A 25,493-nucleotide genomic window follows, 5' to 3' on the forward strand; every position below is an offset into this window, starting at 1 on the left:
ACCGCACATTAGCGTGCAGTACATGCGCAGCACGATGATGCAGACACCCCTTCTGATCTCCCGAATTCTGCAGCACGGGGCCACCGTCCACGGCGACTCCGAGGTGATCACCTGGACCGGCGCCGACGGCAGGCACACGTCATACGCGGAGGTCGGCCGCCAGGCCGCCCGCCTCGCCCACGCCCTCCACGACGACCTCGGGGTCACCGGCGACGAGCGCGTCGGCACGCTCATGTGGAACAACGCCGAGCATCTGATCGCGTACCTGGCCGTGCCGAGCATGGGCGCGGTGCTGCACACACTCAACCTGCGGCTCTTCCCCGAGCAGCTGACCTACATCGCCAACCACGCCGAGGACCGGGTCGTCATCGTCGACTCGACGCTGATCCCGCTGCTCGCCAACGTGCTGCCGCACCTGACCACGATCCGTCACATCGTGGTCGTCGGCGACGGCGACGCCTCGAAGTTGAGCAAGGACGGCGTCGAGGTCCACCGCTGGGACGCGCTGCTGGACGGCAAGCCCGACACGTACGAGTGGCCCGCCGTCGACGAGCACGACGCCGCCGCGCTCTGCTACACCAGCGGCACCACGGGCAACCCGAAGGGCGTCGCCTACTCGCACCGCTCCATCTACCTCCACTCGATGGAGGTCTGCATGGCGGAGAGCTTCGGCCTCGGGCCGAAGGTGCGCGACCTGTGCATCGTGCCGATGTTCCACGCGATGGCGTGGGGCCTGCCGTACGCGGCGATGATGAGCGGCGCCTCGCTGATCATGCCCGACCGCTTCCTGCAGGCGGCCCCGCTCGCGCAGATGATCGCCACGGAGAAGCCGACGTTCGCCGGCGCCGTGCCGACGATCTTCACCGACCTGCTCGCCTACCTGGACGCCAACCCGACCGACACCTCCTCGCTCAAGGAGGTCGTCATCGGCGGCTCGGCCTGCCCGCCGGCGCTGATGCACGCGTTCTCCGAGCGGCACGGCATCGAGGTCATCCACGCCTGGGGCATGACGGAGATGTCGCCGCTCGGCTCGGTCGCCCGGGAGCCCGCCGGCGTCGGCGGCGAAGAGGCGTGGGCCTACCGGTACACCCAGGGCAGGATCCCGGCCGGTGTCGAGGGCCGCATCGTCGGGCCCGCCGGGGAGGTCATGCCGAACGACGGCAAGGCCGTGGGGGAGCTGCAGGTCCGCGGGCCGTGGATCACCGCGCAGTACATCGGCGAGGACGGCCCCGACCCCGACAAGTTCGAGGACGGCTGGCTGCGCACCGGCGACGTCGGCACCCTCTCGCCCAACGGCTACCTCACCCTCACCGACCGTGCCAAGGACGTGATCAAGTCCGGCGGCGAGTGGATCAGCTCCGTCGACCTGGAGAACGCGCTCATGGCGCACCCCGCCGTTCTCGAGGCGTGTGTCGTGGGTGTACCGGACAACAAGTGGGGCGAGCGTCCCCTGGCCACGATCGTGCTCAAGGAGGGTGCGAGCGCCGACGCCGGGACGCTGCGCGACTTCCTCGCCGACAAGGTGGCGCGGTGGCAGCTGCCGGAGCGCTGGTCGTTCATCGAGGCGGTGCCGAAGACGAGCGTCGGCAAGTTCGACAAGAAGCGCGTCCGGGCCGACTATGCCGGCGGTGGCCTCGAGGTGGTACAGATCAACGGGTGAACCGTACGGCGAAGATCGCGCTGATCGTCTCCGGCGCCGTCCTCGCCTGCGTGATCGCGGTCTGTGGCGTGGTCCTGGCACTGGGTGACCTGGTGCCGGGGCTCGCCGGCTGCGACGACCTCGACGGTCCCACGAAGACGGGGATCATCACCTCGAAGACCCGCATCGAGCAGCAGTGGCCGCAGCTCGCGCCGATCCAGCAGGTCCACTGGCAGGAGCACGAGGCCCGGGCGCGGTCCTGCCCGGAGATCGGGCCGATGGACTACACGATGGACGGGTTCGCGGTGCTGACCGCGGAGCGGGCCCAGGCGCTGCCGGCGACCACGGCGGCGAAGGCTCCGGATGTACCGGAGGACCTCCGCCCCTTCGCCCCCGCCGACGCCGCCTGGCTGCGGGTCGACGGCACCGACCTGCTGCTCGACAAGGCGACCGCGACGGTCTACTTCACCCGCACCACCGGCTAGGCGGACTTCCTCGCCTTCGCCGGGGTGACCTTCTTCGCGGGCGTCGCCTTCTTCGCCGCGGGTGCCTTCTTCGCCGGGGTGCGCTTGATCGGGGTCGCCTCGGCCACGTCGTCGTCCTTCGCGGCGGCGGCCTTCTTCACGGCCTTCTTCGCGGGGGCCGGTGCGGTCTCGCCGCGGGCCGCCTTCGCCCGCTCCACGGAGGCCCGCAGCGCCGCCATCAGGTCGACCGCCGCGGCCGGCGCCTCCTCGGTCTCCTCCGGCTGGACGACCTCGCGGCCGGCCACCTTCGCGTCGATGACCTCCTGCAGCGCCTCGCGGTAGTTGTCCGTGTACGTCGACGGGTCGAAGTCCGCGGCCATCGACTCGATCAGGGAGCCGGCCATCGCCAGCTCCGCCGGGCGCGCCGACACGTCCTCGTCGAGGATGTCGAACTTCGCCGCCCGGATCTCGTCGGGCCACAGCATCGTGTTGAGGACCAGCACGTCCTCCCGGACCCGCAGCGTCGCCAGCTGCTCCCGCTGCCGCAGCGCGACCTTGACGATCGCGACCCGCTCGGTGTTGGTGAGCGCGTCGCGCAGCAGCGCGTAGGGCTTCGCGGCCGTCTTGTCCGGCTCCAGGTAGTACGCCTTGTTGTAGAGGATCGGGTCGACCTGCTCGGCCGGCACGAACTCCAGCACCTCGATCGCCCTGCTCGTGGTCAGCGGCAGGTCGGCGAAGTCCTCGTCGGTGAGGATCACCATCTCGCCGCCGCCGAGGTCGTACCCCTTGGCGATGTCGTCGTACGCGACCTCCTCGCCGTCGATCGAGCACACCCGCTTGTACTTGATCCGGCCGCCGTCGTCGCGGTGCACCTGGTTGAAGCGGATGTCCTTCTCCTCCGTCGCCGAATACAGGCGGACGGCGATCGACACGAGCCCGAAGGAGACCGCGCCTTTCCAGATCGCGCGCATCGGTGATCCCTTTCCGCTGCGAGTTGGCCGAGTTGACCTCGAAATACCAGCTTCCCATCGAATCGACCTCCACGCGAGGAAGTCGGCGGCCAACTATCGTGGGGTGATGCGGACCGGCCCACCGGCACCGATGCTCGCCTCCACCGGCCCGCTTCCGACCGGGCCGGGCTGGTCGTATGAGTTCAAGTGGGACGGCATCCGGGCGATCGCGGTCGTCACCGCCGGCGTCACCCGTCTCTACGCGCGCAGCGGGGTCGAGGTGACCGCCGCCTATCCGGAGCTCGCGGCGATCGGCGCGGGCCTCGACGACACCATCCTCGACGGCGAGGTCGTCACCATGGACGAGGCCGGCCGGCCGTCCTTCCAGCTGCTGGCCGAGCGGATGCACGTCCGCGAGCCGGCCCGGGCCGCGCGGCTGGCGGCCGCCCTGCCCGTGTCCTACCTGGCCTTCGACGTGCTGCGGGCCGCCGGCAAGGACGTGCTCGCCGCGCCGTACACCAGCCGCCGCCGCATCCTCGAAGGACTCGCGCTGGGGTCGCGCGCCGTGGTCCCGCCGTGCTTCGACGACGGCCCGGCGACCGTCGCCGCCAGCCGCGACAACGCCCTCGAAGGCGTGGTGGCGAAGCGGGCCGGCTCGCACTACCTGCCCGGCCTCCGCTCGCCGGACTGGGTGAAGGTCAAGCTGGAGGAGAGCTGCGAGTTCGTCGTCGGCGGCTGGCGGCCCGGCAAGCGTGCCCTCGGCGCCCTGCTCGTCGGGGTCCCGGTGGCCGGTGGCCTGCTCGCCTTCAGCGGCCGGGTCGGCGGGGGGATCTCCAACGCGGCCGAGCGTGCCCTGCTGGACGCGCTGCGTGACCTGGCGGTGCCGCAGCCGCCCTTCGCGGGCGCCGTGCCCCGCGAGGACGCCCGCGGCGCGACCTGGGTCACGCCGACGCTGGTGGTGGAGGTGAAGTTCAGCCACCGCACGCGCGACGGCCGGCTCCGCTTCCCGCGCTTCCTGCGCCTGCGGCCCGACCTCACCCCCGCGGACGTCGCCGCCGCTGCCGCTTCCTCGGATGTCGCCGCCGCTGCCGCTTCCTCCGACGTCGCTGACGCTTCCTCGGACGTCGCCGATGCCTGACAAGGTGCGGGTCGAGGTCGAGGGGCGGCACCTCGACCTGTCCAACCTCGACAAGGTGCTGTATCCGCAGGTCGGCTACACCAAGGGTGAGGTCATCGACTACTACACCCGCATCTCGCCGGTCCTCCTGCCGCACCTCGCCGACCGGCCCCTGACCAGGATCCGCTACCCCAACGGCGTCGACGGCATCAGCTTCTTCGAGAAGAACGCCCCGGCCGGCACGCCCGACTGGGTCCGCACCGTCAGGCTGCCGGTGCCGGGCTCCAGCCGCGGCCGCGAGACCATCGACTTCATCGTCGTCGAGGAGCTGGCCACCCTGGTCTGGCTGGCGAACCTCGCCGCGCTCGAGCTGCACACCCCCCAGTGGCGGGTCGCCGCCGACGGCTCGCCGCTCAACCCCGACCTGCTCGTCATCGACCTCGACCCCGGCCCGCCGGCCACGCTCGCCGCCTGTTACGAGGTGGCGCTGCTGGTCCGGGACCGGCTCGCCGACGACGGCCTGGAGACCTCCGCCAAGACCTCCGGCCGCAAGGGCATGCAGCTGACCGCCGCGCTGTCCGGCGAGGAGACCGCCGACGAGATCAGCGCGTACGTCAAGGACGTCGCCGAAGAGCTCGCCCGCCTCCGGCCCGACCTGATCGTGGCCCGGATGGCGAAGCAGCTCCGCCCGGGGAAGGTCTTCATCGACTGGAGCCAGAACAACGCGTTCAAGACGACGGTCGCGCCGTTCTCGCTGCGGGCGGGTGCCCTGCCGACGGTGTCGGCCCCGCTGACCTGGGACGAGGTCGCCGACGGCACGCTGACCATCGCCGACCTCACCCCTTCCGCCGTCCTGGACCGCGCCGCGTCCGGCTCATGATCCCGGGCGGTCCCGAGCCGCACGGATCATGGCCCGGGGCCAGGTGGCTCAGCGGTGCAGGGCGGCCAGGAGGCGATCGATGTGGGCCTCCGTGGTGCCGAGGCCGAAGCTGGCCCGCACCGCCTGCGTCGGCACCGGCGCCGACGGGTCGAGCCTGGCCGCCGCCTCCGACAGCAGCCGCCGGGTCAGCGGATGCGCGCAGAACTGCCCCGTCCGCACCCCGATCCCGTGGTCCCGGCCGAGCGTCGTGGCCAGCTCGCCGGGGTCCTCGCCGAGCACCGCGAACGACACGATGCCGACCCGCTCCGCGTCCGCCTCGAACAGCCGCAGCTCCTCCACGTGCGGCAGCCGCGCCAGGCCCGCCCGCAGCCGCGTCACCAGGGCCCGCTCCGCGGAGAGGTCGGCGGTGGCGAGCGCCCGGCAGGCGGCCGCGATCGCGACGGCGCCGAGCAGGTTGGGCGTGCCGGCCTCGTGCCGCGCCGGCCCGATCGCCCACCGGACGTCCAGGTCGTCGCCGACGTTGGCGCTCGCACCGCCCCCGGCCAGGTACGGCTCGGCGGCGTCCAGCCAGTCCGCCCGCCCGGCCAGCACCCCGGCACCGAACGGCGCGTACAGCTTGTGCCCGGAGAACGCCACGTAGTCGGCGCCCAGCGCGGTCAGGTCGACCGGGGCGTGCGGGGCGAGCTGCGCCGCGTCGACCGCCAGCCGGGCCCCGTAGCGGTGCGCCACCTCGGCGAGCGCCGCCACGGGCCACACCTCGCCGGTCACGTTGCTCGCCGCCGTTACGCTGACCAGGCCGCACCGCTGCTGGCGCAGCGCCCACTCCAGCGACTCCACCGCCTCCTGCGGCGAGCGCGGCGCGTCCAGGTGGAGGCTCCGCTGCCACGGCAGCAGGTTGGCGTGGTGCTCCGCGTCGAACGTGAGCACCGTCGTGCCCTCGGGCACCGCCCTGGCCAGCAGATTCAGGGCGTCGGTGGTGTTGCGGGTGAAGACGACCGTGTCGCCGTCGCGGCAGCCGAGGAAGTCCGCGACGGTCTCTCTGGCCTGCTCGTACTCCCGCGTGCACCGCTCGGAGAGCGCGCCGGCGCCGCGGTGGACGCTGCCGTAGAACGGCAGGAGCTCGGCGACCGCGTCGGCGACCACCCGCAGGCACGGGGCGGTCGCGGCGATGTCGAGGTTGGCGAAGTCGACGCTGCGGCCGTCGCGCAGCTTCACGTCACCGGGGGACAGGATCGTGGACATGGCAGAGCCCTCCGCTCGCGCTTGTCCGGACACACCGCGTGCCGGACCGTGTCATCACCCGGGGCACCCCGCCGCGAACGCGAGGGTTGCCGGCCAGCGAGCCGGGGCTTTGCGCTGGCACTCATGACCTGCCCTCACCGTAGCGCAGATAAGGTTGGCCCATGACCGATCTCCCGCCGGCTGGGACGCCCTCGGATCCGGGCAGCCGTGACGCCACCTGGTCGCCGTTGCCGGGTGATGCACGACCAGCGGCCGCCCCGGCCGCGCCCGGGGAACGGTCACCCTGGGCAGCCCCGCTCCCCGTGCCGCCTCCGTCGAGCGGCGGGCCGGTCGCTCTTCACAAGGCGCCCGACACCCCGAGCAGCGCTTCGGGCAGCGCGTCAGGCGGTGCTTCGGGTGGTGGGGTCGATCCGGCCACCGGCTCGCCCGCGCCGTCGGGGTGGGACGTGGCCGGCGCCGACGTCGTGCCCAACGTGACGGAGGAGGCCGCGCCCGACACCGGCGAGCAGCGCTACCCGACCGCGGCCCTCGCCCTGGCCGCCGCGCCGCCCGCCAAGCGCTCCGACCGCCGCCGCCTCTGGACGCTCATCGGCGTCACGGGCGGCATCGCGGCGTGCGGCGTCGCGATACTGGCGTTCTTCGGCTTCACCGGCGGGTGGACCGCCCTCGTCATCGGCGTCGGCGCGGCCGTCATCCCCGTGCCGCTGCTGGTCTCCTGTTTTCTGTGGCTCGACCGGTACGAGCCCGAGCCCGTCCGCTATCTCGTCTTCGTCTTCGGCTGGGGCGCGTGCGTGGCCACCACGGTCGCGCTCGCGGTCAACACCGCCGGCGGGTTGCTCGCCGACAAGCTCGGCCTGTCGGACGCGATCGTGGCGGTCGTGGTCGCACCGTTCATCGAGGAGAGCATGAAGGCCCTCGGGCCGGTCCTGCTGCTGTGGCGCCGCCCCCGGGCGTTCTCCGGCCTGATCGACGGCATCGTCTACTGCGGGCTGTCCGCGACCGGGTTCGCGATGGTGGAGAACATCCTGTACCTCGGGTACAAGGGCTACGCCGACACCGCCGAGCACGGTGGCGCGGTGAAGGGCGCGGCGGCGCTCGTCGGCATCTTCATCGTGCGCATCCTGATGACCGGGTTCGCGCACCCGCTCTTCACGTCGATGACCGCCATCGGGCTCGGCACCGCGTCGCGCAGCTCGACGAAGGCGGTCAAGTGGCTCGCACCCTTCGCCGGCCTGCTGCTCGCGATGATGCTGCACGGCTCGTGGAACCTCATGTCGGTGATCGCCGCCGCGAAGCCGATCATCCTGCTGTACGGCTACTTCTCCGTCATGATGCCGATCTTCCTCTGCATGGTCGGCTTCGCCCTGTGGCAGCGCGCGGCCGAGGGCAGGCTGACCGAGCGGATGCTCACCGGGTACGCGCGGGCCGGCTGGTTCTCCCCGCCGGAGGTGGCGGCGCTCGGCACGCTCGGCAGGCGGCTGTCCGCCCGCCGATGGGCCAGGCGGGTCGCCGGTGACCCGGGCGCCAAGGCGATGAAGGCATTCCAGTTCGACGCGACGAAGCTCGCCCTGCTCCGCGACGGCATGCACCGCGGCCTGGACAACACACCGGCCCGCCGGATGGAGGCACTCGCCGAGGAGCGCCAGCTGTTGACGGCGCTCGCCGCGTACCGGCAGGTCTTCGTCGGGCGCGATCCGCAGGCACCGCTGGCGGTGTGGGACGGCAGCAGGTACCACATCACCTTCCCGGACGGGATGGTCCGGGTGCTCGCGGCTCCGCCCAACCCGGTCGTGCCCGTCCCGGTCGTCGTGCCGCCGCCTCCGCCCCCGGTGCCGATGTACGCCGGATACCCCTACCCCTACAGATAGAGCCCCGTCGAGTCCGGCTCGACCCGCCGCGCCGCGACGGCGTGCACGTCACGCTCGCGCAGCAGCACGTAGTCGCGGCCCTGCAGCTCCACCTCGGAGCGGTCCTCCGGGTCGAACAGCACCCTGTCGCCGGCCACGATCGACCGCACGTTGGGCCCCACCCCGACGGCCGTGGCCCACGACAGGCGCCGCCCCACCGACGCCGTCGCCGGGATCACGATGCCGGACGCGTGCCGGCGCTCACCCTCGCCCCCTTCGAGCCGGACGAGGACCCGGTCGTGCAGCAACCGGATCGGCAGGCCCCCTTCCACATCGGACACGGCGGGCGGGGTGGTGGCCGGCGGGTAACCTGCGGCTGGCTGGGCTGTCACGGTTGCGACGCTACCGCCTGTCTGCGTGCCATCGCCGCGGGACCCGGACTACGGTGAAGCGTCCGGTCGGTTCGCAGCAGTCACAGGGGGGTTCCGTGGGCCGGTTCGATCAGGTGCGCGCCAACCTCCGGCGGGCGTACGAGCAGCGCCTCGAAAACGCCCGCCTCGAACGCGCGCTGGCGGCTTCCGAAGAGGACCCTGTCGTGCTGGTGCCGCTCCCACCGGCCGAGCCCGACCTGATCCACTCGACGACGATGAGCCGCGACGACGCCGAGATCCCGCGTGGCCTGCGCCTCACCGCCGCCTGGTCGTGGCGGCTGCTCGTCCTCGTGGCGGCCCTCGCCGTCCTGCTCTGGCTCGTCAGCCGGCTCGGCACCGTCCTCATCCCGCTGAGCATCGCCCTGCTGCTGTCCGCCCTGCTCGCGCCGATGATGGGCTTCCTGCGCCGCCGCGTGAAGCTCCCGCCGTCCCTGGCCGCGTTCCTGGTGCTCATCACCGGCCTCGCCGCCGTCGCGGGCGTGCTCACCCTGGTCGTCACCGAGTTCGTCGCCGGCTTCCCCAACCTGGCCGACAAGGCCTCGGCCGGCGTCGACCAGATCCAGACCTGGCTCACCACCGGCCCGCTGCACCTCAACGGCAGCCAGCTCGACGCCACCTTCGACGCCGCCACCAACTGGCTCAAGGACAACCGCGGCAGCCTCACCGACAGCGCCGTCTCCACCGCCACCGCCACCATCGAGTTCTTCGCGCTGCTCCTGCTGGTGCTCTTCGTCACGTTCTTCTTCATGCGCGACGGCCACCGCATCTGGCTCTTCCTCACCGGCGTCCTGCCCACCCCCGCCCGCGACCCCGTCCGCCGCGCCGGCGAGGCCGCCTGGCACACCCTGGTCGCCTACGTCCGCGCGACGGTGCTGGTCGCCTTCATCGACGCCGTCGGCATCGGCCTGCTCCTGGTCATCATCGACGTGGACTTCTGGTTCCCCCTGGCGACAATGGTGTTCCTGGCCGCCTTCGTCCCCATCGTCGGCGCCACCGTCTCAGGCGCCGTCGCCGTCCTCGTCGCCCTGGTCGACGAAGGCCCGATCAGCGCCCTGATCGTCCTCATCGGCGTCATCGCCGTCCAGCAACTCGAAGGCCACGTCCTCCAGCCCCTCATCATGGGCCGCGCCGTCTCCGTCCACCCCTTGGCCGTCATCGTCGCCATCTCCACCGGCGTCGTCCTGGCCGGCATCATCGGCGCCCTGGTCTCCGTCCCGCTGGTCGCCGTCCTCAACACCGGCATCCGCCACCTGGTCCAACACCGCCACGAACCACCCCCCGACTCGGTCATCGTCTCCGCAGACTGACCCCCGCCGCCAACCACCTCTGGCCGTGCAGAACATCTCGGCACCGCCAGGAAACCTGTGCGGGGTTCCGTCCCTCCAACGGGCAGCGATCCGTCGCCCTGACGCAGCTACCCCTCGCCGGCGACTCGGGCGGGTCGAGCGTGCCGTGCGGCTTGCTGCGTCGCCGGACCAGACAGGTGTGTCGATCGGCCCTGCGTCGATGGGCACGACGGTGGATTGAGGGTTTCGCGCGGCGCCGCCGTTGCCGGACCTGGCCGGCGTGCCGATTGGCGCGGTGGTGCTGCCTGACGGGGTGCGGCCGGCTGCGTCGCTGGACCTGCCAGCAGCGTCGATCGGTGCGATGGTGCTGGCTGGTGGCGGGCGCCGTACGGCTGTCTGCGCTGCTGGGCTCGCCTGGTGCCGGCCGGTGCGGTGCTGCTGGCCGACCGGGGACAAGGGTGCCAGGCGGGCCGGCCGTGCTGCTGGACCTGGCCAACACGTCGATCGGTGCAGCGGCACACCTGCAGCGGCACGGACTGCACGTTAGCCGCCTGGGACGCGGGCCGATCCAGGAAATCGGGGCAGGCGGCGACGGGCGCGACCATCGTCGTCGGAAGTCGGCGGTGGACCAGCTCGTGAGCCGGGCAGCACCGGAAGCGGCGAGACCCGAGAGGAGCAGTCGAAGTTGGCGGTCACGGATGGGCGACGGGCCAGGTCATGAGTCGGCAGCTCCCGACGGCGGTGAGTTCCGAGAAGGGTCAGGGGGCCGGAGCGTGCGGTCGGGAGGTGGGCACGCGTTGGCGGCCAGTCGGGCGACAACGAGCGCGGTGAGGGTTCGAGCGGGGCGGGCAGAAGCGGGCGGTCAGGGCGTCGACAGCTCCCGACGGCGGTGAGGTCCGAGAAGGGGCAGGGGACCGGAGCGTGCGGTCGGGGGAGATAGGCAGCGGGCCAGGTCGTGGGTCGGCAACTTCGGACGGCCGTGAGTCCCGAGAAGGGTCAGGGGGCCGGAGCGGGCGGTCAGGAGGTGGGCAGGGGTGGCGGGCCAGCCGGGCAACGACGAGGGCGGTGAGGTGTGCGGTCAGGAGGTGGGCAGGCGGTGGCGGGCAGCCGGGCGACAACGAGAGCGGTGGGGGTCCGAGAGGGACGGGCAGAAGTGGACGGTCAGAGCGTCGACAGGCAGCGGGCAAGGCCGTGAGTTGGCAGCTCCCGACGGTGGTGAGGTCCGAGAAGCGGCAGGGACCGGAGCGGGCGGTCAGGGGAGGTGGGCAGGCGGTGGCGGGCCAGCCGGGCAACGACGAGGCGGCGAGGTGTGCGGTCAGGAGGTGGGCAGGCGGCGGGCCAGGCCGTGGGTCGGCAACTTCCGACGGTAGTGAGGTCCGAGAAGGGGCAGGGGTCGGAGCGGGCGGTCGGGGGGTGGGCAGGCGGTGGCGGGCAGCCGGGCGACAACGAGAGCGGTGGGGGTCCGAGAGGGGCGGGCAGAAGTGGACGGTCAGAGCGTCGACAGGCAGCGGGCAAGGCCGTGAGTCGGCAGCTCCCGATGGCGGTGAGGTCCGAGAAGCGGCAGGGACCGGAGCGGGCGGTCAGGAGGTGGGCAGGCGGCGGGCCAGGTCGTGGTCGGCAACTTCCGACGGTGGTGAGGTCCGAGAAGGGGCGGCACCTGAAGTCGGCGGTCAGGAGGTGGACAGGCGGCGGGCCGAGGTTGTGAGCCGGGCGGCAACGCAGGCGGTGACGTCAGAGAACGCAGGCGGTGAGGCCCGAGAGGGGGCGGGGCCGAAGTAGGTGGAAGGCGGCGGGCCAGCCGGGCGTCGACGAGAGCGGCGCGGTCCGAGAAGGGCCGGAGCGGGCGGTCAGGTGCCGGGCGAGCCGGGCGTCGACGAGAGCGGCGAGGTCCGAGAAGGGCCGGAGCGGGCGGTCAGGCGTCGAGCCAGCCGGGCGACGACGAGGGCGGTGCGGTCCGAGAGGGCAGCGAGATGCGCGGTCAGGAGGTGGACAAGCGGCGGAGGGCGGCGCGGACGACGTCGGGCTTGGTGGTGTACCAGAACGGGGGGAGAGAGGCGCGGAGGTAAGGGCCGTAGCTGCGGGCCGTCTCCAAACGGGAGTCGAGGACGGCCACGACGCCCTTGTCGGTGCGGGCTCGGATCAGGCGGCCGACCCCCTGCGCCAGGCGGACCGCGGCGATCGGGACGCTGACGGCGGCGAAGCCCGAGCCGCCCGCGGAGTCGACGGCGGCGGAGCGGGCGGCGGCGAGGGGCTCGTCGGGGCGGGGGAAGGGGAGGCGGTCGATGATGACCAGCTGGCAGGCGTCGCCCGGCACGTCGACGCCCTGCCAGAGGGACATGACGCCGAGCAGGCAGCTGTTGCGGTCGGTGCGGAACTTGCGGACGAGGATCGGCAGCGCCTCCTCGCCCTGCAGGAGGATCGTGATGCCGGGGACGCGGGCGCGGAGCACCTCGGCGGCGCGCTCGGCGGCCTTGCGGGAGGAGAAGAGGCCGAGGGTGCGGCCGCCCAGGGACTGGACGAGCTCGACCATCTCGTTGGCCGCGGGCTCGGACAGGCCGGAGGTCTGCGGGCGCTGCAGGTGGGCGGCGACATAGAGGATGCCCTGCTTGGCATAGTCGAACGGGGAGCCGACGTCGAGCGAGCTCCACGCCAGGTCGGCCTCGTCGCGGGCGGCGGAGGCGCGCATGACCGCGTCGCGAGCGGCGGCCCCCGGCGATGAAGGCTGCGCCGGGACCGGCGCCGGGGCCGTGACAGGCAGGCCGAGCGAGCGGGCCACGGTGTCGAACTGCCCGCCGAGGGCCAGGGTGGCCGAGGTCGCGACGACCGTGCGCTCGTGGAACAGGTGCGTGTTGAGCGTGCCGGCGACCGAGAGGGGGGCGATGACCACCGCGCGGCGGCCGCGGTCGTCGCGCTCGATCCAGGTGACGTCGTGCTCGGAGTCGGAGAGGATCCGCTGGGCGATCTTGGTGAGGTCGGCGACCATGGTCTTGGCCTGCTGCTTGCGGACGGGGTCGGCGTCGTCGGCCTTGACCTCGCCGATCGCGTCGACCGCCTTGCGGCCGCCGCCGTCGAGGAGCGTGAGCGCCTCGCCGAGGGTGGTGGGCAGGCCGTCGGTGATGCGGCCGGCGGGGGCGTCGGCGAGCGCGACGGTGAGCGTGTCGCCGGCCTCCATGAGCCGGTCGGCGACGTCGTCGTCGACATAGGGCCGGCAGCGGCGGGCGGCGCGCTCCAGCAGCTCGGGGGTGAGCTCGGCCTGTGAGGCGGAGCTGACCCGGTCGGCGAGCTCGTGCGCCTCGTCGACGACGAGGAGCTTGTGCGGCGGGATGATCATGCGGCCGCTGAGCATGTCGACGGCGAGGAGGCTGTGGTTGGTGACGACGATGTCGGCCTCGCGGGCGCGGGCGCGGGAGGCCTCGGCGAAGCACTCCGACCCATAGGGGCAGCGGGCCGCGCCGACGCACTCGCGGGCGGGCATCGAGACCAGCCTCCACGCGGAGTCGTCGACGCCCGGGTCGAGCTCGTCGCGGTCGCCGGTCTCGGTCTCCATCGCCCAGTCGCGGAGGCGCTCGATGTGCTTGCCGATCCGCCCCGCCTCACCGAGCCAGCGGGTCGGCCGGGCCTCGCCGACGTCGAAGAGCGCGTCGTCGGGCTCGTCGGCGGAGGTGCCCTCCAGCCGGGCCAGGCAGACATAGTGGTGCCGGCCCTTGAGCACGGCGAAGGTCGGGCGCCGGCGCAGCAGCGGCTCGACCGCGTCGGCGAGCCGCGGCAGGTCGTGGTCGACGAGCTGTGACTGCAGCGCGAGCGTGGCGGTGGACACCACGACGGGGCCGTCGACCAGCAGGGACGGCACGAGATAGGCCAGGGACTTGCCGGTGCCCGTGCCCGCCTGGACGAGCAGGTGCTCCTCACGCGACACGGCCGAAGCGATCGCCTCGGCCATCTGCTGCTGCCCTGGCCGCTCCATGCCGCCCGGCACGGCACCGACGGCGGCGGAAAGCAGATCAGTGGTGGCAAGCGTCGCAGTCACGACCAAGAAGCTACCGCCTCGGTACGACAGAAACCCGCGGGCACCATCACGATCAGTACTGTGGGCGCATGCCAAAAGTGGTCTACCGCAAGTTCGACGGTTCACTGCACTGGAACTACGAGACCAGGCTCCTCGGCGAGGACGACCACGGCATCTGGGTCGGCGCCGACACCGGCACGATCGTGCACCGCGGCCCGACGAGGACCGGCCCGGTCGAGGCGCCGCACGTGCTGCTCTTCCCGCGCCAGGCCTGGTGGACCGCGTGCTTCAACGCGGCACCGCACCGCACCGAGATCTACTGCGACATCACCACAGTCCCCCATTGGGTGGAGGAGACGGAGGTCACAATGATCGACCTGGACCTCGACGTGCGGCGCCGGCGCACGGGCGCGATCGAGCTGCTCGACGAGGACGAGTTCGCCGCGCACCAGGTCAAGTACGCCTACCCCGCCGACGTGATCGCCGAGGCGCAGGCCAGCGCCGACTGGCTCTTCGGCGCCGTCACGCAGCGGATCGAACCGTTCGGCGACAGGTACCGCGAATGGCTAGAACTCGTCCAGTGACAGCTTCGCGGGGTTGAGCTGGTTGTAGAGCCCGGTGATGAGTCCCGACGGGCTGATCCCGAAGCCGGCGACCGCGGCGGCCCCGCCGAAGGACACCACCAACCCCAGGTCGCCGTTGACCAGCGCGACCTCGATCGACACATCGGCAGTGCGGCGGTACAGGCCCAGCACGAAGCGAGCCACGTCGGACGCCCCGACGACCGGCCGCCGGGCCGCGGACACGACGCCGCCGCCGTCGCCGAACGCGACCACGTCCGGGGCGAGCACCTTGAGCAGCGCCTCGATGTCCCCGCCGGCCGCCGCCGCAGTGAAGGCGGTCAGCACCGAAGCCTGCAGCGCCCGGTCCGTCGTGTGGCGGCGTTCGCCGTCGGTGACCGCACGACGGGCGCGAGAGGCCAGCTGCCTGGCGTTCTCAGGTGTTGTACCGAGCGTCGCCGCGACCTCCGCGAACGGCACCGCGAACACGTCGTGCAGCACGAACGCCACCCGCTGCTCGGGGGTCAACGCGTCGAGCACGCACAGCAGCGCCATGCTCACGCTGTCCCGGAACGACACCCGCTCGCCCGGGTCCACCTGCGACGGGTCGGCGATCCGCTCCACCAGCGGCGACGGCAGCCACGGCCCGACGTACGCCTCCCGGCGCGCCTTCGCGGCCCGCAGATGGTCGAGGCACAGCCGCCCGGTGACGGTGGTCAGCCAGGCCCGCAGGTCGGCGACCCCGGTGGTGTCCGCCCCCGCGTACCGCAGCCAGGCGTCCTGCACGACGTCCTCGGCATCGGCTCGGCTGCCGAGCATCCGGTACGCCACGCCGAAGAGATGATCACGGTGTGCGCTGAACTCGTCGACCACGACACCTATTCAAGCAGGGCGTTTTCCACCCGGGCGAAATGCCTGTTACATACCATTTAGGGCATGAGCAATGGTCTGGCCACGGTCGCCAGCGGCATGGTGGGCCTCGCGGCGATGGGCGCACTGGCCGCGGCGAGAGCGCGGCGGGGCCGGCCGTATCTCGCCGACGGCCTGCTCGTGGCGGTCGACGGCCCCGCCGACCCGGTCGTGACCGCCGTCCGCGCCGGCTTCGCGGGCGTCGAGGTCGCCGTGCGGCTCGACACCGACACCGTGCCGCCGGTGCTGCGCCTGGACTGTGACATGCCCGACGGCGAGCCGGCGCCGACCTTCGAGCAGGCCGTCCTGGAGCCCCTGGCGGCGCTGGTCGCCGAGAGCCCGCTCGGCCGGGTCCACCCCCGCCGCGCCGAGCCGTTCCTGCTGCTCGTCCACGCCGACCCGGAGCCGGCCCCGCCGCCACGCGTGACGGCGCCGCAGCAGCGGGCCGCGCTGCTGCAGGCCGCCCGCCCGGAGTACGAGGCGCTCGACCTCCTCCTGCGCCCGCGCGCCGAACTGCTCACCACGTTCCTCGGCGGCCGCGTCGTGCCCGGCGCGATCACCGTCGTGCTCACCGGCCCGTACTGGTCCCGCGCCGATCTGCTCGGCGCCTACGAGCGGTTCGCGTTCCTGGAGGGCCGCTTCAGCGACCTGGAGCCCGGCGGCCTGCCCGTCACCGTCGCGCCGCTGGTCACCGAGGCGCTCGACGCCCGGATCGGCTGGGACCCGCATGAGGAGTGGCCCGAGTTTCCCGCGGAGGCGCGGCACATCCTGCGGTCGCTGGTCGGCGCCGCGCACGCCGGCGGCCGCCGGATCCGGTTCGTCGGCGTGCCGGAGGACCCGCGGCACGTCCGCACGGCGTTCTGGCAGGAGCTGCGCGCCGCGGGCGCCGACCTGATCGCCAGCCGCCACCGGGCACCGCTCGCGAGATTTCTCCGCAAACCGGTCGATCGCGAGCGAAAGCACCGGGCCGAACCCCGGCGGCCAGCGGTACAAGATGAACAGCGGCTGAACGGAAGATGAACTGCACAAGGTCACAGGACTGCGGTTCTGCCGAGCTCAGTAGCGGGATCTAGCATTCCCGCCGAGGACCAACCGGCCCTCGCGGATTTCGTTCACGTCTCGAGGTCAGGCTGTGCGTTTGAGGCTGCGTCCCAGCGACGATTCGTTCTACGACTTCTTCACCCGTGCGGCGGGCAACCTCGTCAAGGGGACCGAACTGCTCTCCGAGCTGGCGCTGCCGGGAGTCGACGTGCAGACCGTCAGCGAGCGACTGGTCGAGGTCGAGCACGACAGCGACGCCATCACGCACGAGCTGTACAAGAAGATCAACTCAAGCTTCATCACGCCGTTCGACCGGGAGGACATCTACCGGCTCGGCTCGCTGCTCGACGACGTGATGGACCACCTCGAGGCGGTCGGCAGCCTGCTGTACCTGTACGGCCTGACCAAGCTGCCGTCGCTGCCCCGGGAGCTGCACGAGATCGTCAAGGTCCTCGACCAGCAGGCCCGCCTCACTGCCGACGCGATGCCGCGGCTGAAGACCATGAAGAACCTCGAGGAGTACTGGGTCGAGTGCAACCGCCTGGAGAACGAGGGCGACAACGCGTACCGCATGCTGCTCGTGCGGCTCTTCTCCGGTGAGTACGACGCGCTCACCGTGCTCAAGATGAAGGAGGTCGTCGACGAGCTCGAGGCCGCCTGCGACGCCTTCGAGCACGTGGCCAACACGGTCGAGACCATCGTCGTCAAGGAGTCGTGACATCAGCGCGCAGCTCATCGCGGTGCTGGCCGTCATCCTCGTGGCACTGGTGTTCGACTACACCAACGGCTTCCACGACGCGGCCAACGCGATCGCGACCTCAGTCTCCACCCGTGCGCTCAGTCCGCGCACGGGCCTGATCATGGCCGCGCTCGGCAACTTCGCCGGCGCGCACCTCGGCGGCCAGGTCGCCAAGACCGTCGGCAGCGGCATCATCCACCCGCCGAGCGGGATGAGCGGCCTCGGCATCGTGTTCGCCGGTGTCGTCGGCGCCATCGCGTGGAACCTCATCACCTGGTACTTCGGGATCCCCTCCTCCTCGTCGCACGCCCTGGTCGGCGGCCTGGTCGGCGCCTCGCTCGGCGCGATGCTCCTCGGCGTCGACGACGCCACGGTCCTGTGGAGCGGCATCGTGGAGAAGGTCGTCATCCCGATGGTGGCCTCGCCGCTGGTCGGCTTCACGCTCGGCGGCATCGTGATGATCGCCATCATGTGGATCTTCCGCAACGGCAACCCGCGCAAGCTCAACAAGGGCTTCCGCTACGCGCAGACCGTCTCCGCCGCGGCGATGTCCGTCGGCCACGGCATGCAGGACGCCGCGAAGACCATGGGCATCGTGGTCCTCGCCCTGTACGCCGGCGGCTACCAGGACAACACCAGCCACATCCCCGAGTGGGTGTTCTGGACCTCCTCCACGATGCTGGCGCTCGGCACGTACTCCGGCGGCTGGCGGATCATCCGCACCCTGGGCCGCAAGGTCATCGACCTGGACCCGCCGCAGGGTTTCGCCGCCGAGACCGTCGCCTCGGGCGTGCTCTTCACCACCTCGTGGCTCGGCGTGCCGATCTCGACGACCCACACGATCACCTCGGCGATCATGGGCGTCGGCGCGACGAAGCGGCTCTCCGCGGTCCGGTGGAGCGTGGCGGGCAACATCCTGATCGCCTGGGTCCTCACCTTCCCGGCCGCGGGAGCCATCGCCGTGCTCGCCTACCTGATCTCCCGCTGGATGTTCTGAGTCGTCAGGGGCGGCCGTACGTGTCGCGGAGCGGCAGGTGCATCTCGGCGCGCAGGCCGTTCTCGGTGAGCTCGATCGGGTGCCGCGGGTCGAGACGGTTGGCGGTCGCCGGGTCGCCGTCGTCGTCGATGGGCAGCCCGGTCGCCTGCCGTTCGAGGTTGAGCACCGGGTTGCCCCGGCCGTCCACGTCCCGCCCGCTGGCGCCGTTGTACGGGTGGTTGTCGGCCGTCCCGTGCGTGAAGTCGTACACGTGCGCGAGCTCGTGGAAGAGCGTCGACAGCGGTGGGCGGCCGTCCTGCAGGGCGCCCCACGCCGGGTTGTAGCGGATCCCCGGCCACGGCCCGGGGTCGGCGTAGCCGTTGTCGTCCCCCACCGGCCGGATGGTGATCGGCACCGCGGTCGCCTGCAGCGCGGCCAGCATCTGCCGGCCCGCGGGGGACGCCCCGAGCAGGTCCAGGTCCGCCCGGACCCGCTCGACGAACTCCGCGTCGCCCTCGATCCGGATGAACGTGTCGATGGACGTCGCGACCGCGGTCATGTGCTCGACCCCGGCGACCCGGTCGTCGCCCTGGCCGTAGAGCAGGTCGTCGCCCTCGCCGCCGCGCACGACGTCGGCGCCGGCCCCGGAGTAGACGACGTCGTCGCCGGCCCCGCCGGTCAGCGTGTCGTCGCCCTGCCCGCCGGACAGCACGTCACGGCTGTCGCCGCCGTCGAGGACGTCGTCGCCGGTGCCGCCCTCCAGGTAGTCGCCGCCCGCGCCGCCGGTCAGGGTGTCCCGGCCGGAGAGCCCGTAGAGCACGTCCGCGCCCTCGCCGCCGTCGAGCCGGTCGTCGCCCGCACCGCCGTCGAGGTGGTCGCCGGAGTCCCCGCCGAAGAGCGTGTCGTCGCCGCCGTTGCCGGTCAGCCGGTCCTCGCCGGCGCCGCCGTCGACGGTGTCCGCGCCGGCCCCGGCACTGATCACGTCGTCGCCGTCGCCGCCGAAGAGCAGGTCGTCGCCGTCGCCGCCGTCGATGTGCTCCGGGCCGCCGCTGCCCCACAGCCGGTCGTCGCCGCCGCCGAGCGCGGCCGTCTCGGCCTTCTGCTCGCCGCCCCGCCACGGTCCCAGGCTCACCAGGTCGTCGCCGTCGCCCGCGCGCACGGTGTCCACTCCCGCACCCGCGAGCAGCGTGTCGTCGCCGGTGCCGCCCTCCAGCGTGTCGTCGCCCGAGCCGCCGAGCACGGTGACCGCGCCGCCGCCCTCCACGTGGACGGTGTCGTCGCCCGAGCCGGCCCGCACGACCAGCCGCGCGCCGGCCGGCACGCGCACCGGCACCCCACCGACCAGCACGATCCTGCTGCCGTCGGCCTCGGTGCGCACCGACACGACGTCGGCGCCGTCGCCGGCGTCCACCACGAAGCTGCCGGCCACGATCACGTCGACGGCGTGCGACGCCTCGGCGGGGGCCAGCCAGCCCTCGACGCGCCCCGCCGCGATCTCGCTCCAACCGGCCGCCATCGCCGCCCACCGCGGCCGCGCCGACCGGAGTGCGGCGTCGTGGACGAGCAGCGCCTGCGCGATCTCCGACCGGATCGTCGCGGCCTCGGTGACGGCCCGCCCGACCGCGGTGGCCTGCGCCGGATCCGCCGGGCTGAACGTGACCCCGTCCAGCCCCCGCCGGTGCGGCACGGGGGCGATCGCCCGCCACGCGTCGTCGAGCAGGCCCTGCCCCCGTCGCAGCAGCGCCGCCATCGCCTCGTACCGGTACGCGACCTCCGGCGCCAGCCGCGTCACGGCGTCCAGGTCCCCGCCGAGCCTGCCCCGGTGCGACTGGTAACTGTCGGCCGCGTCGCCCGCCCAGACCAGCCGCCGCGCCGCCGTGTCCAGCGCCGTGCGGGCCGCGTCCGCGTCCCGCCCCACCTGCCGCCACACCACGGCCGCCGCGTCGAGCAGCGCGGGCCGCGCCTCGATCCGCCACAGGTCATCGACCGTGACCGCCTCCATGACCAGCCCCGCGTTCGTCATGCCGGCGCTCCGCGGGAGCCGCCCATGCGCTGGTCGGCGAGGCGGTCGGCCTCGTGATACGCGAACGCGGTGCGCCACAGGCGCTCGGCGTCGCCCTCCAGGACCGCCACCAGCCCGCTGATCACGGACTGGGCGTCCCGGAGGACCATGGTGCAGGTGCCGTGCAGGGCGGCGCTGCCGCCGAGGTTGCCGAACGCCGGCGCCGGGACCGGCAGGTCGCGGTAGCCGCCACGGAAGTGGTCGCCCAGGTGCTCGGCCGCGGCCAGGCTCGCGTCGGCCAGGTCGCTCAGCGCGCCGGGATCGGCCCGGATCTCCTTCGCCATATCGCGCACGGTAACGGTGACACGACGAACGGGTTGCCCCGTTCAGCTCGAGTAGTCAAGACCGACCTTTACCCGTACAACATCCAAAACCGTCAAAATGTCCAGCGTCTCCGACAGCGGGACCAGCGGGCTCTCGGTGCGGCCCTCCCGGATGCAGCGGTGCACCTCGGCAGCCTCGAAGTGGTAGCCGGCACCCTCGAACGGCAGGTCGACCGTCTCGGCCTCGTCGCCGCGCCAGATCGTGTAGCCGGACGGGTGGAAGAAGTCGCGGGCCACCTCGATCCGGCCGGTCGTGCCGGTGACGGTCGCCCGGCGGGCGCTGTCGCCGACCAGCGAGCAGGTCAGCGCGGCGAGCGCGCCGGAGTCGTAACCGAGCAGGATGCCGGTGTTCTCGTCGATGCCGCCCGCGGTCATCCGCGCCCACGCCTGGACGCTGGACGGCGCGCCGAGGAACAGGTGCGCGAACGTCACCGGGTAGATCCCGACGTCGAACAGTGCCCCGCCGCCGAGCGCCCGGGACATCAGCCGGTGCGTCTCGTCCCACGGGCCGGCCATGCCGAAGTCGGCGTGCACGGCGGTCGGGTCGCCGATCGCGCCGGCGGCGACGAGCTCGGCCATCTGCCGGATGGCGGGGATGCAGCGCATCCACATCGCCTCCATCAGGAACACGCCGCGCTCGCGGGCGGTCGCCACGAGGGCCTCCGACGACGCGACGTCGAGCGTGAGGGGCTTCTCCGTCAGCGTCGCCTTGCCCGCCGCGAGCGACAGCATCGTCGCGTCGAAGTGCGCCGTGTGCGGCGTCGCCACATAGATCGCGTCGACCTCCGGGTCGTCGACCAGCGCCTGCCAGGAGCCGTGCGCCCGGGGGATCCCGTGCTTCGCCGCGAACCGCTCGGCGCTCTCCGCGGTGCGCGAGCCGACGGCGGCGACCTCCGCGTCGGGCAGCAGGCGCAGGTCCTCCACGAACGTGCTCGCGATGCTGCCGGTGGACAGGATGCCCCAGCGAATGCGGTCGGCCATGGCGTTCAATCTAGTGCTCGGCGGGGTAACCCGGCTTTCGTGGGACCAGATGAACAACACCGCAGGCCGGACGGTGTCTCCGACGCCACCGTCGAGGCGCTGGGCAAGCTGAGCGAGGCCCTGGAGTGCGTCGAGCGGGCCCGCGGGCACCTCTACGATCTGCACCAGCTGATCGGCCATGCCGACCTGATGCTCGACGAGGCCGTCAGGCTCTTCCGCGACGCCGGCCACCCGAAGCTCGCCGAGCGGATCGAGACCGACCTGGTGGGCCGCAACGTGATCGCGGGCCGGTGGACGTTCCAGATCGTCGAGGACTTCGACGACAACTACTACGCCACCTTCAAGGACGTCGACCGGGCCGCCCGTGACGAGCTCGTCCAGGGCCGCCGGCACCTCTACGAGGCCGAGATGAAGGAGCGGCGCCGCACCCACGGCCGCCCGGGCCACGAAGCCAGGCCCTAATCTGGCCTGATGGTCGAGTTCCGTCTGCCACCAGCCCTGGCCGAGCAGGCCCGTCAGTTCGCGTTGTCGGGTGGTGTACCGGCGGAGCCCCGCCTCGCCAGCACGGTGGTGCTCATGCGGGCGCCGTTCGAGGTGTACCTGCTGCGCCGGGTCCCCACGATGGCCTTCGCGGCGTCGATGTACGTGTTCCCCGGAGGGGGTGTCGACCCGCGGGACGCGGCGGTGCAGCCCGGCTGGGCCGGCCCGTCGCCGGCGGAGTGGGCGGCGCGGCTGCGGCTGCCGGAGTCCGTGGCGCGCTCGGTGGTCTGCGCGGCGGTCCGGGAGGTGTTCGAGGAGTCCGGGGTGCTGCTGGCCGGCGCCGACGTGGACACCGTGGTCGGGGACGTGAGCGGGCCCGACTGGGAGCGGGCCAGGATCGCGCTGATCCAGCGGGAGCTCGGCTTCGCCGAGTTCCTCACGGACAACGGCCTCGTGCTGCGCTCCGACCTGCTGGCACCCTGGTCGCGCTGGGTCACGCCGGAGTTCGAGCCGCGGCGCTTCGACACGTACTTCTTCCTCGCCGCCCTGCCGGAGGGTCAGGTCACGAGGGACGTCGGTGGCGAGGCCGACGACACGGTGTGGTGCTCGCCGGCCGAGGCCGCCGACGGCCGCTTCACGATGCTGCCGCCCACCATGCACACGCTCGTCGAGCTGGCGGAGGTGGCTGGGGCGGGCGGCATCGAGGCGGCCCTGGCGGCGGCGTCGGACCGTGACCCGGCCGACGCCATCCGCCCTGTCTGACCCACGCGCTCAGCCGAACCGGCCGGTGATGTAGTCCTCGGTCTTCTTCACCGACGGGTTGGTGAAGATCTTCGCGGTGTCGTCGTACTCGATGAGGCGGCCGGGGTCGCCGGTCTTGTCGATCGAGAAGAAGCCGGTGCGGTCCGAGACACGCGCCGCCTGCTGCATGTTGTGCGTGACGATCACGATCGTGTACTGGTTCTTCAGCTCGGTGATCAGGTCCTCGATCGCGAGCGTGGAGATCGGGTCGAGCGCCGAGCAGGGCTCGTCCATCAGCACGACCTGCGGCTCGACCGCGATGGCGCGGGCGATGCACAGGCGCTGCTGCTGACCGCCGGACAGGCCGGCGCCGGGGCGGCCGAGCCGGTCCTTGACCTCGTTCCACAGGTTGGCGCTGCGGAGCGCCTTCTCGGCGACCTCCTCGAGCACCGACTTCTTGCGCACGCCGTTGAGCCGCAGGCCGGCCACGACGTTGTCGAAGATCGACATGGTCGGGAACGGGTTGGGCCGCTGGAAGACCATGCCGATCATCCGGCGTACGGCGGTGACGTCGACGTCCTTGTCGTAGATGTTCTGCCCGTCGATGAGGAGCTGCCCCTCGATCCTGGCGTTGGGCAGGACCTCGTGCATCCGGTTGATCGACCGCAGGAACGTCGACTTGCCGCAGCCGGACGGCCCGATGAGAGCGGTCACCGACTTCGGCTCGATCGTCATCGAGACGCCGTCGATGGCCTTGAAGGATCCGTAGTACGACGTGACACCGTGGGCTTCGATGCGCTTTGCCATGTGGGGCGCTCCAGAGAGGGTCATCGGGCGAGCTTGTTTCGGCGGGCCAGAAGCTTCGCCGCGACGGTCAGGACCAGGACGAGGACGACCAGCGTGAGGGCCGCCGTCCAGGCGCGGCCGGGCGCGAACTCCGAGGCGACCCCGGCCTGCTCGAAGACGAACAGGGAGAGGGACGACTGGTTACCGCTGAACACGTTGAAGTTGATCGAGTTGAGGCCGCCGGCGACCAGCAGGACCGGCGCGGTCTCACCCGCGGCCCGGGCGACCGCCAGCATGACGCCGGTGACGATGCCCGGCAGCGCCGTCGGCAGCACGATGCTGACGATCGTCTTCCAGCGGGCCACGCCGAGCGCGTAGGCGCCCTCGCGCAGCGCGCTGGGCACGAGCCGCAGCATCTCCTCGGTGGAGCGGACGATCGTCGGCAGCATCAGCACGCTCAGCGAGAGTGCCGCCGCGAAGCCGGAGTAGGCGGCCCGGCCGTCGTTGAACAGCGGCGTGACCGTGAAGACCCAGAACGACAGGATGAACAGGCCGGACACGATCGACGGGATGCCCGTCATGACGTCGACGAAGAAGCGGATCGCGTTGGCCAGGAAGCCGCGGCCGTACTCCACGATGTAGATCGCGCCGAGGATGCCCAGCGGCACGGTGATCAGCGTGGCGAGACCTGCCTGCTCGAGCGTGCCGATGATCGCGTGGTAGGCGCCGCCCTTCTCGTCGAACGCGCCGATGTTGTTCATCGACGTGCCGAAGAAGTTGCCGTCGAGGCGGGTGGTGCCCTTGCTGACCAGGGTCCAGGCCACCGACAGCAGCGGAGCCAGGGCCAGGATGAACGCGCCGTAGATCAGCGTGGTGGCGATGCGGTTGCGGGCCGCGCGGCCGCCCTCGACGATCGACGCGGCGATCGCGAAGAACAGCACGAACAGCACGGCCGCGACTACCCCGGTGAGGACCAGACCGCCGGCCGAGGTCAGGTAGATCAGGACGAACGCCACGGCGATCGCGGCGGCTGCCGCCGCCCAGGCCGACCACGACGGCAGGGACTTGCTGCGCAGCTGCTGGCCGCTGCTCAGCCCGACGACGCGTTCAGGGGTTTCGACGCTCATCATGCGCTCCCGACGAATTCGCGGCGCCGGTAGATGATCGCGCGCGCGGCCATGTTGACGACCAGCGTGATGGCGAACAGCACCAGACCGGAGGCGATGAGGGCACCGCGACCGGTGTCGTTGGCCTCACCGAACCGGTTGGCGATGTTGGAGGCGATGGTGACGCCGCCGGGACCGAGGAAGTCCCACTTGATGTTGTAGACGCCGCCGAGGGTCAGCGCGAGGGCGATCGTCTCGCCGAGCGCGCGGCCCAGGCCCAGCATGACCGAGGCGATGATGCCCGCCTTGCCGTAAGGGAGCACGGCGGTGCGGATCATCTCCCACTTCGTGGAGCCGAGCGCGAGGGCGGCCTCCTGGTTCTCCGGCGGGGTCTGCATGAAGACCTCGCGGGAGAGCGAGGTGACGATCGGCAGGACCATGATCGCCAGGACGATCGAGCCGAGCAGGATCGACTTGCCGTAGGGGCCTTCGCTCCCGAAGATCGGCAGCCAGCCGAACGTGTCGTGCAGCCACTTCGAGAGGTCGTTGATCGGCTCGTAGAAGTAGTCGCGGCCCCAGAGGCCGAACACGACACTGGGCACCGCGGCGAGCAGGTCGATCACGAAGCCGAGGCTGGTGGCCACCCGGCGGTGCGCGTAGTGCGACAGGCACAGCGCGATGCCGAGGGCCACCGGGACCGCCAGCAGGAGCGCGAGCGCACCGGTGAGCACCGTGCCGAAGACCGTCGCCGCGACACCGAACTGCGGGGTGTCGCCGTCGGTGAACCACGACTTGTAGGTGAAGAAGTTCTCGGTGTCCTTGTTGATCGCCGGGATGGCCTTGACGATCAGGAAGACGGCGATGGCGGCGATGATGACGAGCACCATCGAGCCGGCAGCTGTCGCGGTGCCACGGAAGATCATGTCA

22 protein-coding genes, 1 pseudogene and 1 riboswitch are annotated in these 25,493 nt (G+C 72.1%); of the genes and pseudogenes, 12 read left to right on the forward strand and 11 right to left on the reverse strand.

Annotated features, from left to right (window positions below; all coding sequences use genetic code 11):
* Positions 1-22 precede the first annotated feature (22 nt).
* A complete protein-coding gene (locus ACFY3L_RS46725) occupies positions 23-1,660 on the forward strand; it encodes a fatty acid--CoA ligase (RefSeq protein WP_389340004.1) in 1,638 nt (545 codons plus the stop codon).
* Positions 1,657-2,124, forward strand: coding sequence for a hypothetical protein (locus ACFY3L_RS46730; protein ID WP_389340006.1), 468 nt, complete (start codon positions 1,657-1,659; stop codon positions 2,122-2,124). Before ACFY3L_RS46725 ends, ACFY3L_RS46730 begins: the two co-directional genes overlap by 4 nt.
* Here ACFY3L_RS46730 and ACFY3L_RS46735 read toward each other — a convergent pair.
* Entirely contained in the window at positions 2,121-3,074 is a 954-nt protein-coding gene (locus tag ACFY3L_RS46735; RefSeq protein ID WP_389340008.1) for a Ku protein, read from the reverse strand. The genes ACFY3L_RS46730 and ACFY3L_RS46735 overlap by 4 nt on opposite strands.
* Positions 3,075-3,180: 106 nt before the next feature.
* Here ACFY3L_RS46735 and ligD (ACFY3L_RS46740) point away from each other — a divergent pair.
* Together ligD (ACFY3L_RS46740) and ligD (ACFY3L_RS46745) are read left to right on the forward strand one after the other, a co-directional pair.
* A pseudogene (ligD, locus tag ACFY3L_RS46740) lies at positions 3,181-4,104 on the forward strand (non-homologous end-joining DNA ligase); the annotation flags it as partial.
* Between the two features lie 79 nt (positions 4,105-4,183).
* Positions 4,184-5,050, forward strand: coding sequence for a non-homologous end-joining DNA ligase (gene ligD / locus ACFY3L_RS46745; protein WP_389340010.1), 867 nt, complete (start codon positions 4,184-4,186; stop codon positions 5,048-5,050).
* Between the two features lie 48 nt (positions 5,051-5,098).
* Here the strand turns inward: ligD (ACFY3L_RS46745) and ACFY3L_RS46750 are convergent, their stop codons facing one another.
* Positions 5,099-6,292, reverse strand: coding sequence for an aminotransferase class V-fold PLP-dependent enzyme (locus ACFY3L_RS46750; protein ID WP_389340012.1), 1,194 nt, complete (start codon positions 6,290-6,292; stop codon positions 5,099-5,101).
* Positions 6,293-6,304: 12 nt separating this feature from the next.
* A riboswitch (SAM riboswitch) is annotated at positions 6,305-6,421 on the reverse strand.
* A 317-nt stretch (positions 6,422-6,738) separates the two neighbouring features.
* Here ACFY3L_RS46750 and ACFY3L_RS46755 point away from each other — a divergent pair.
* Positions 6,739-8,160 carry a PrsW family intramembrane metalloprotease gene (locus ACFY3L_RS46755; protein WP_389340014.1) on the forward strand — a complete coding sequence of 474 codons (1,422 nt, stop codon included), beginning with the start codon at positions 6,739-6,741 and terminating at the stop codon, positions 8,158-8,160.
* Here ACFY3L_RS46755 and ACFY3L_RS46760 read toward each other — a convergent pair.
* Positions 8,151-8,480: a GroES family chaperonin gene (locus tag ACFY3L_RS46760; protein WP_389340157.1), complete on the reverse strand. Its 330-nt coding sequence runs from the start codon at positions 8,478-8,480 to the stop codon at positions 8,151-8,153. The genes ACFY3L_RS46755 and ACFY3L_RS46760 overlap by 10 nt on opposite strands.
* Positions 8,481-8,626: 146 nt before the next feature.
* Between ACFY3L_RS46760 and ACFY3L_RS46765 the strand changes: the two genes are divergently transcribed.
* Positions 8,627-9,877: an AI-2E family transporter gene (locus ACFY3L_RS46765; RefSeq protein WP_389340016.1), complete on the forward strand. Its 1,251-nt coding sequence runs from the start codon at positions 8,627-8,629 to the stop codon at positions 9,875-9,877.
* Between the two features lie 1,957 nt (positions 9,878-11,834).
* Here the strand turns inward: ACFY3L_RS46765 and ACFY3L_RS46770 are convergent.
* Positions 11,835-13,820, reverse strand: a complete 1,986-nt coding sequence (locus ACFY3L_RS46770; RefSeq protein ID WP_389340159.1) for an ATP-dependent DNA helicase — start codon at positions 13,818-13,820, stop codon at positions 11,835-11,837.
* A 131-nt stretch (positions 13,821-13,951) separates the two neighbouring features.
* On the opposite strand from ACFY3L_RS46770, the gene ACFY3L_RS46775 reads away from it, so the two are divergent.
* Positions 13,952-14,446, forward strand: a complete 495-nt coding sequence (locus tag ACFY3L_RS46775; RefSeq protein WP_389340018.1) for a DUF402 domain-containing protein — start codon at positions 13,952-13,954, stop codon at positions 14,444-14,446.
* Here the strand turns inward: ACFY3L_RS46775 and sigJ are convergent.
* Positions 14,429-15,295, reverse strand: coding sequence for an RNA polymerase sigma factor SigJ (gene sigJ, locus ACFY3L_RS46780; RefSeq protein ID WP_389340020.1), 867 nt, complete (start codon positions 15,293-15,295; stop codon positions 14,429-14,431). The genes ACFY3L_RS46775 and sigJ overlap by 18 nt on opposite strands.
* 63 nt (positions 15,296-15,358) lie before the next feature.
* On the opposite strand from sigJ, the gene ACFY3L_RS46785 reads away from it, so the two are divergent.
* The 3 genes from ACFY3L_RS46785 (at position 15,359) to ACFY3L_RS46795 (ending at position 18,108) form a co-directional block, all read left to right on the forward strand.
* Positions 15,359-16,351 (forward strand): hypothetical protein, encoded by a 993-nt coding sequence (locus ACFY3L_RS46785; protein ID WP_389340022.1) that lies wholly within the window; start codon positions 15,359-15,361, stop codon positions 16,349-16,351.
* A 112-nt stretch (positions 16,352-16,463) separates the two neighbouring features.
* On the forward strand, positions 16,464-17,090 hold the full coding sequence (locus ACFY3L_RS46790) for a DUF47 family protein (protein WP_360095910.1): 627 nt from the start codon (positions 16,464-16,466) through the stop codon (positions 17,088-17,090).
* A gap of 1 nt (position 17,091) precedes the next feature.
* Positions 17,092-18,108, forward strand: a complete 1,017-nt coding sequence (locus ACFY3L_RS46795) for an anion permease (protein WP_389340161.1) — start codon at positions 17,092-17,094, stop codon at positions 18,106-18,108.
* Between the two features lie 4 nt (positions 18,109-18,112).
* Here the strand turns inward: ACFY3L_RS46795 and ACFY3L_RS46800 are convergent, their stop codons facing one another.
* Genes ACFY3L_RS46800 through ACFY3L_RS46810 form a run of 3 tightly spaced genes read right to left on the reverse strand, consistent with a single transcriptional unit; the run spans position 18,113 to position 21,453 of the window.
* The gene (locus ACFY3L_RS46800) at positions 18,113-20,110 is read right to left on the reverse strand and encodes a M91 family zinc metallopeptidase (RefSeq protein WP_389340024.1); all 1,998 of its coding nucleotides are present in this window, start codon (positions 20,108-20,110) and stop codon (positions 18,113-18,115) included.
* Complete coding sequence (locus ACFY3L_RS46805; RefSeq protein ID WP_389340026.1) at positions 20,107-20,433, reverse strand: hypothetical protein; 327 nt, start codon at positions 20,431-20,433, stop codon at positions 20,107-20,109. Before ACFY3L_RS46805 ends, ACFY3L_RS46800 begins: the two co-directional genes overlap by 4 nt.
* Positions 20,434-20,475: 42 nt before the next feature.
* A complete protein-coding gene (locus tag ACFY3L_RS46810; RefSeq protein ID WP_389340028.1) occupies positions 20,476-21,453 on the reverse strand; it encodes a Gfo/Idh/MocA family protein in 978 nt (325 codons plus the stop codon).
* A 39-nt stretch (positions 21,454-21,492) separates the two neighbouring features.
* Here ACFY3L_RS46810 and ACFY3L_RS46815 point away from each other — a divergent pair, with 39 nt between their 5' ends.
* Together ACFY3L_RS46815 and ACFY3L_RS46820 are read left to right on the forward strand one after the other, a co-directional pair.
* Entirely contained in the window at positions 21,493-21,915 is a 423-nt protein-coding gene (locus ACFY3L_RS46815) for a hypothetical protein (RefSeq protein WP_389340030.1), read from the forward strand.
* A 9-nt stretch (positions 21,916-21,924) separates the two neighbouring features.
* Positions 21,925-22,695 carry an NUDIX hydrolase gene (locus ACFY3L_RS46820; RefSeq protein WP_389340032.1) on the forward strand — a complete coding sequence of 257 codons (771 nt, stop codon included), beginning with the start codon at positions 21,925-21,927 and terminating at the stop codon, positions 22,693-22,695.
* A 9-nt stretch (positions 22,696-22,704) separates the two neighbouring features.
* Here ACFY3L_RS46820 and pstB read toward each other — a convergent pair whose 3' ends face one another.
* Genes pstB through pstC form a run of 3 tightly spaced genes read right to left on the reverse strand, consistent with a single transcriptional unit; the run spans position 22,705 to position 25,489 of the window.
* On the reverse strand, positions 22,705-23,481 hold the full coding sequence (gene pstB, locus ACFY3L_RS46825) for a phosphate ABC transporter ATP-binding protein PstB (RefSeq protein WP_344511493.1): 777 nt from the start codon (positions 23,479-23,481) through the stop codon (positions 22,705-22,707).
* 20 nt (positions 23,482-23,501) lie between these two features.
* A complete protein-coding gene (gene pstA, locus ACFY3L_RS46830) occupies positions 23,502-24,590 on the reverse strand; it encodes a phosphate ABC transporter permease PstA (RefSeq protein ID WP_389340034.1) in 1,089 nt (362 codons plus the stop codon).
* Complete coding sequence (gene pstC, locus ACFY3L_RS46835) at positions 24,587-25,489, reverse strand: phosphate ABC transporter permease subunit PstC (RefSeq protein WP_389340036.1); 903 nt, start codon at positions 25,487-25,489, stop codon at positions 24,587-24,589. The genes pstA and pstC overlap by 4 nt, the downstream gene beginning before the upstream one ends.
* Positions 25,490-25,493: the final 4 nt, after the last annotated feature.

It is taken from the genome of Dactylosporangium sp. NPDC000521, from assembly GCF_042898305.1.
GTDB lineage: Bacteria > Actinomycetota > Actinomycetes > Mycobacteriales > Micromonosporaceae > Dactylosporangium.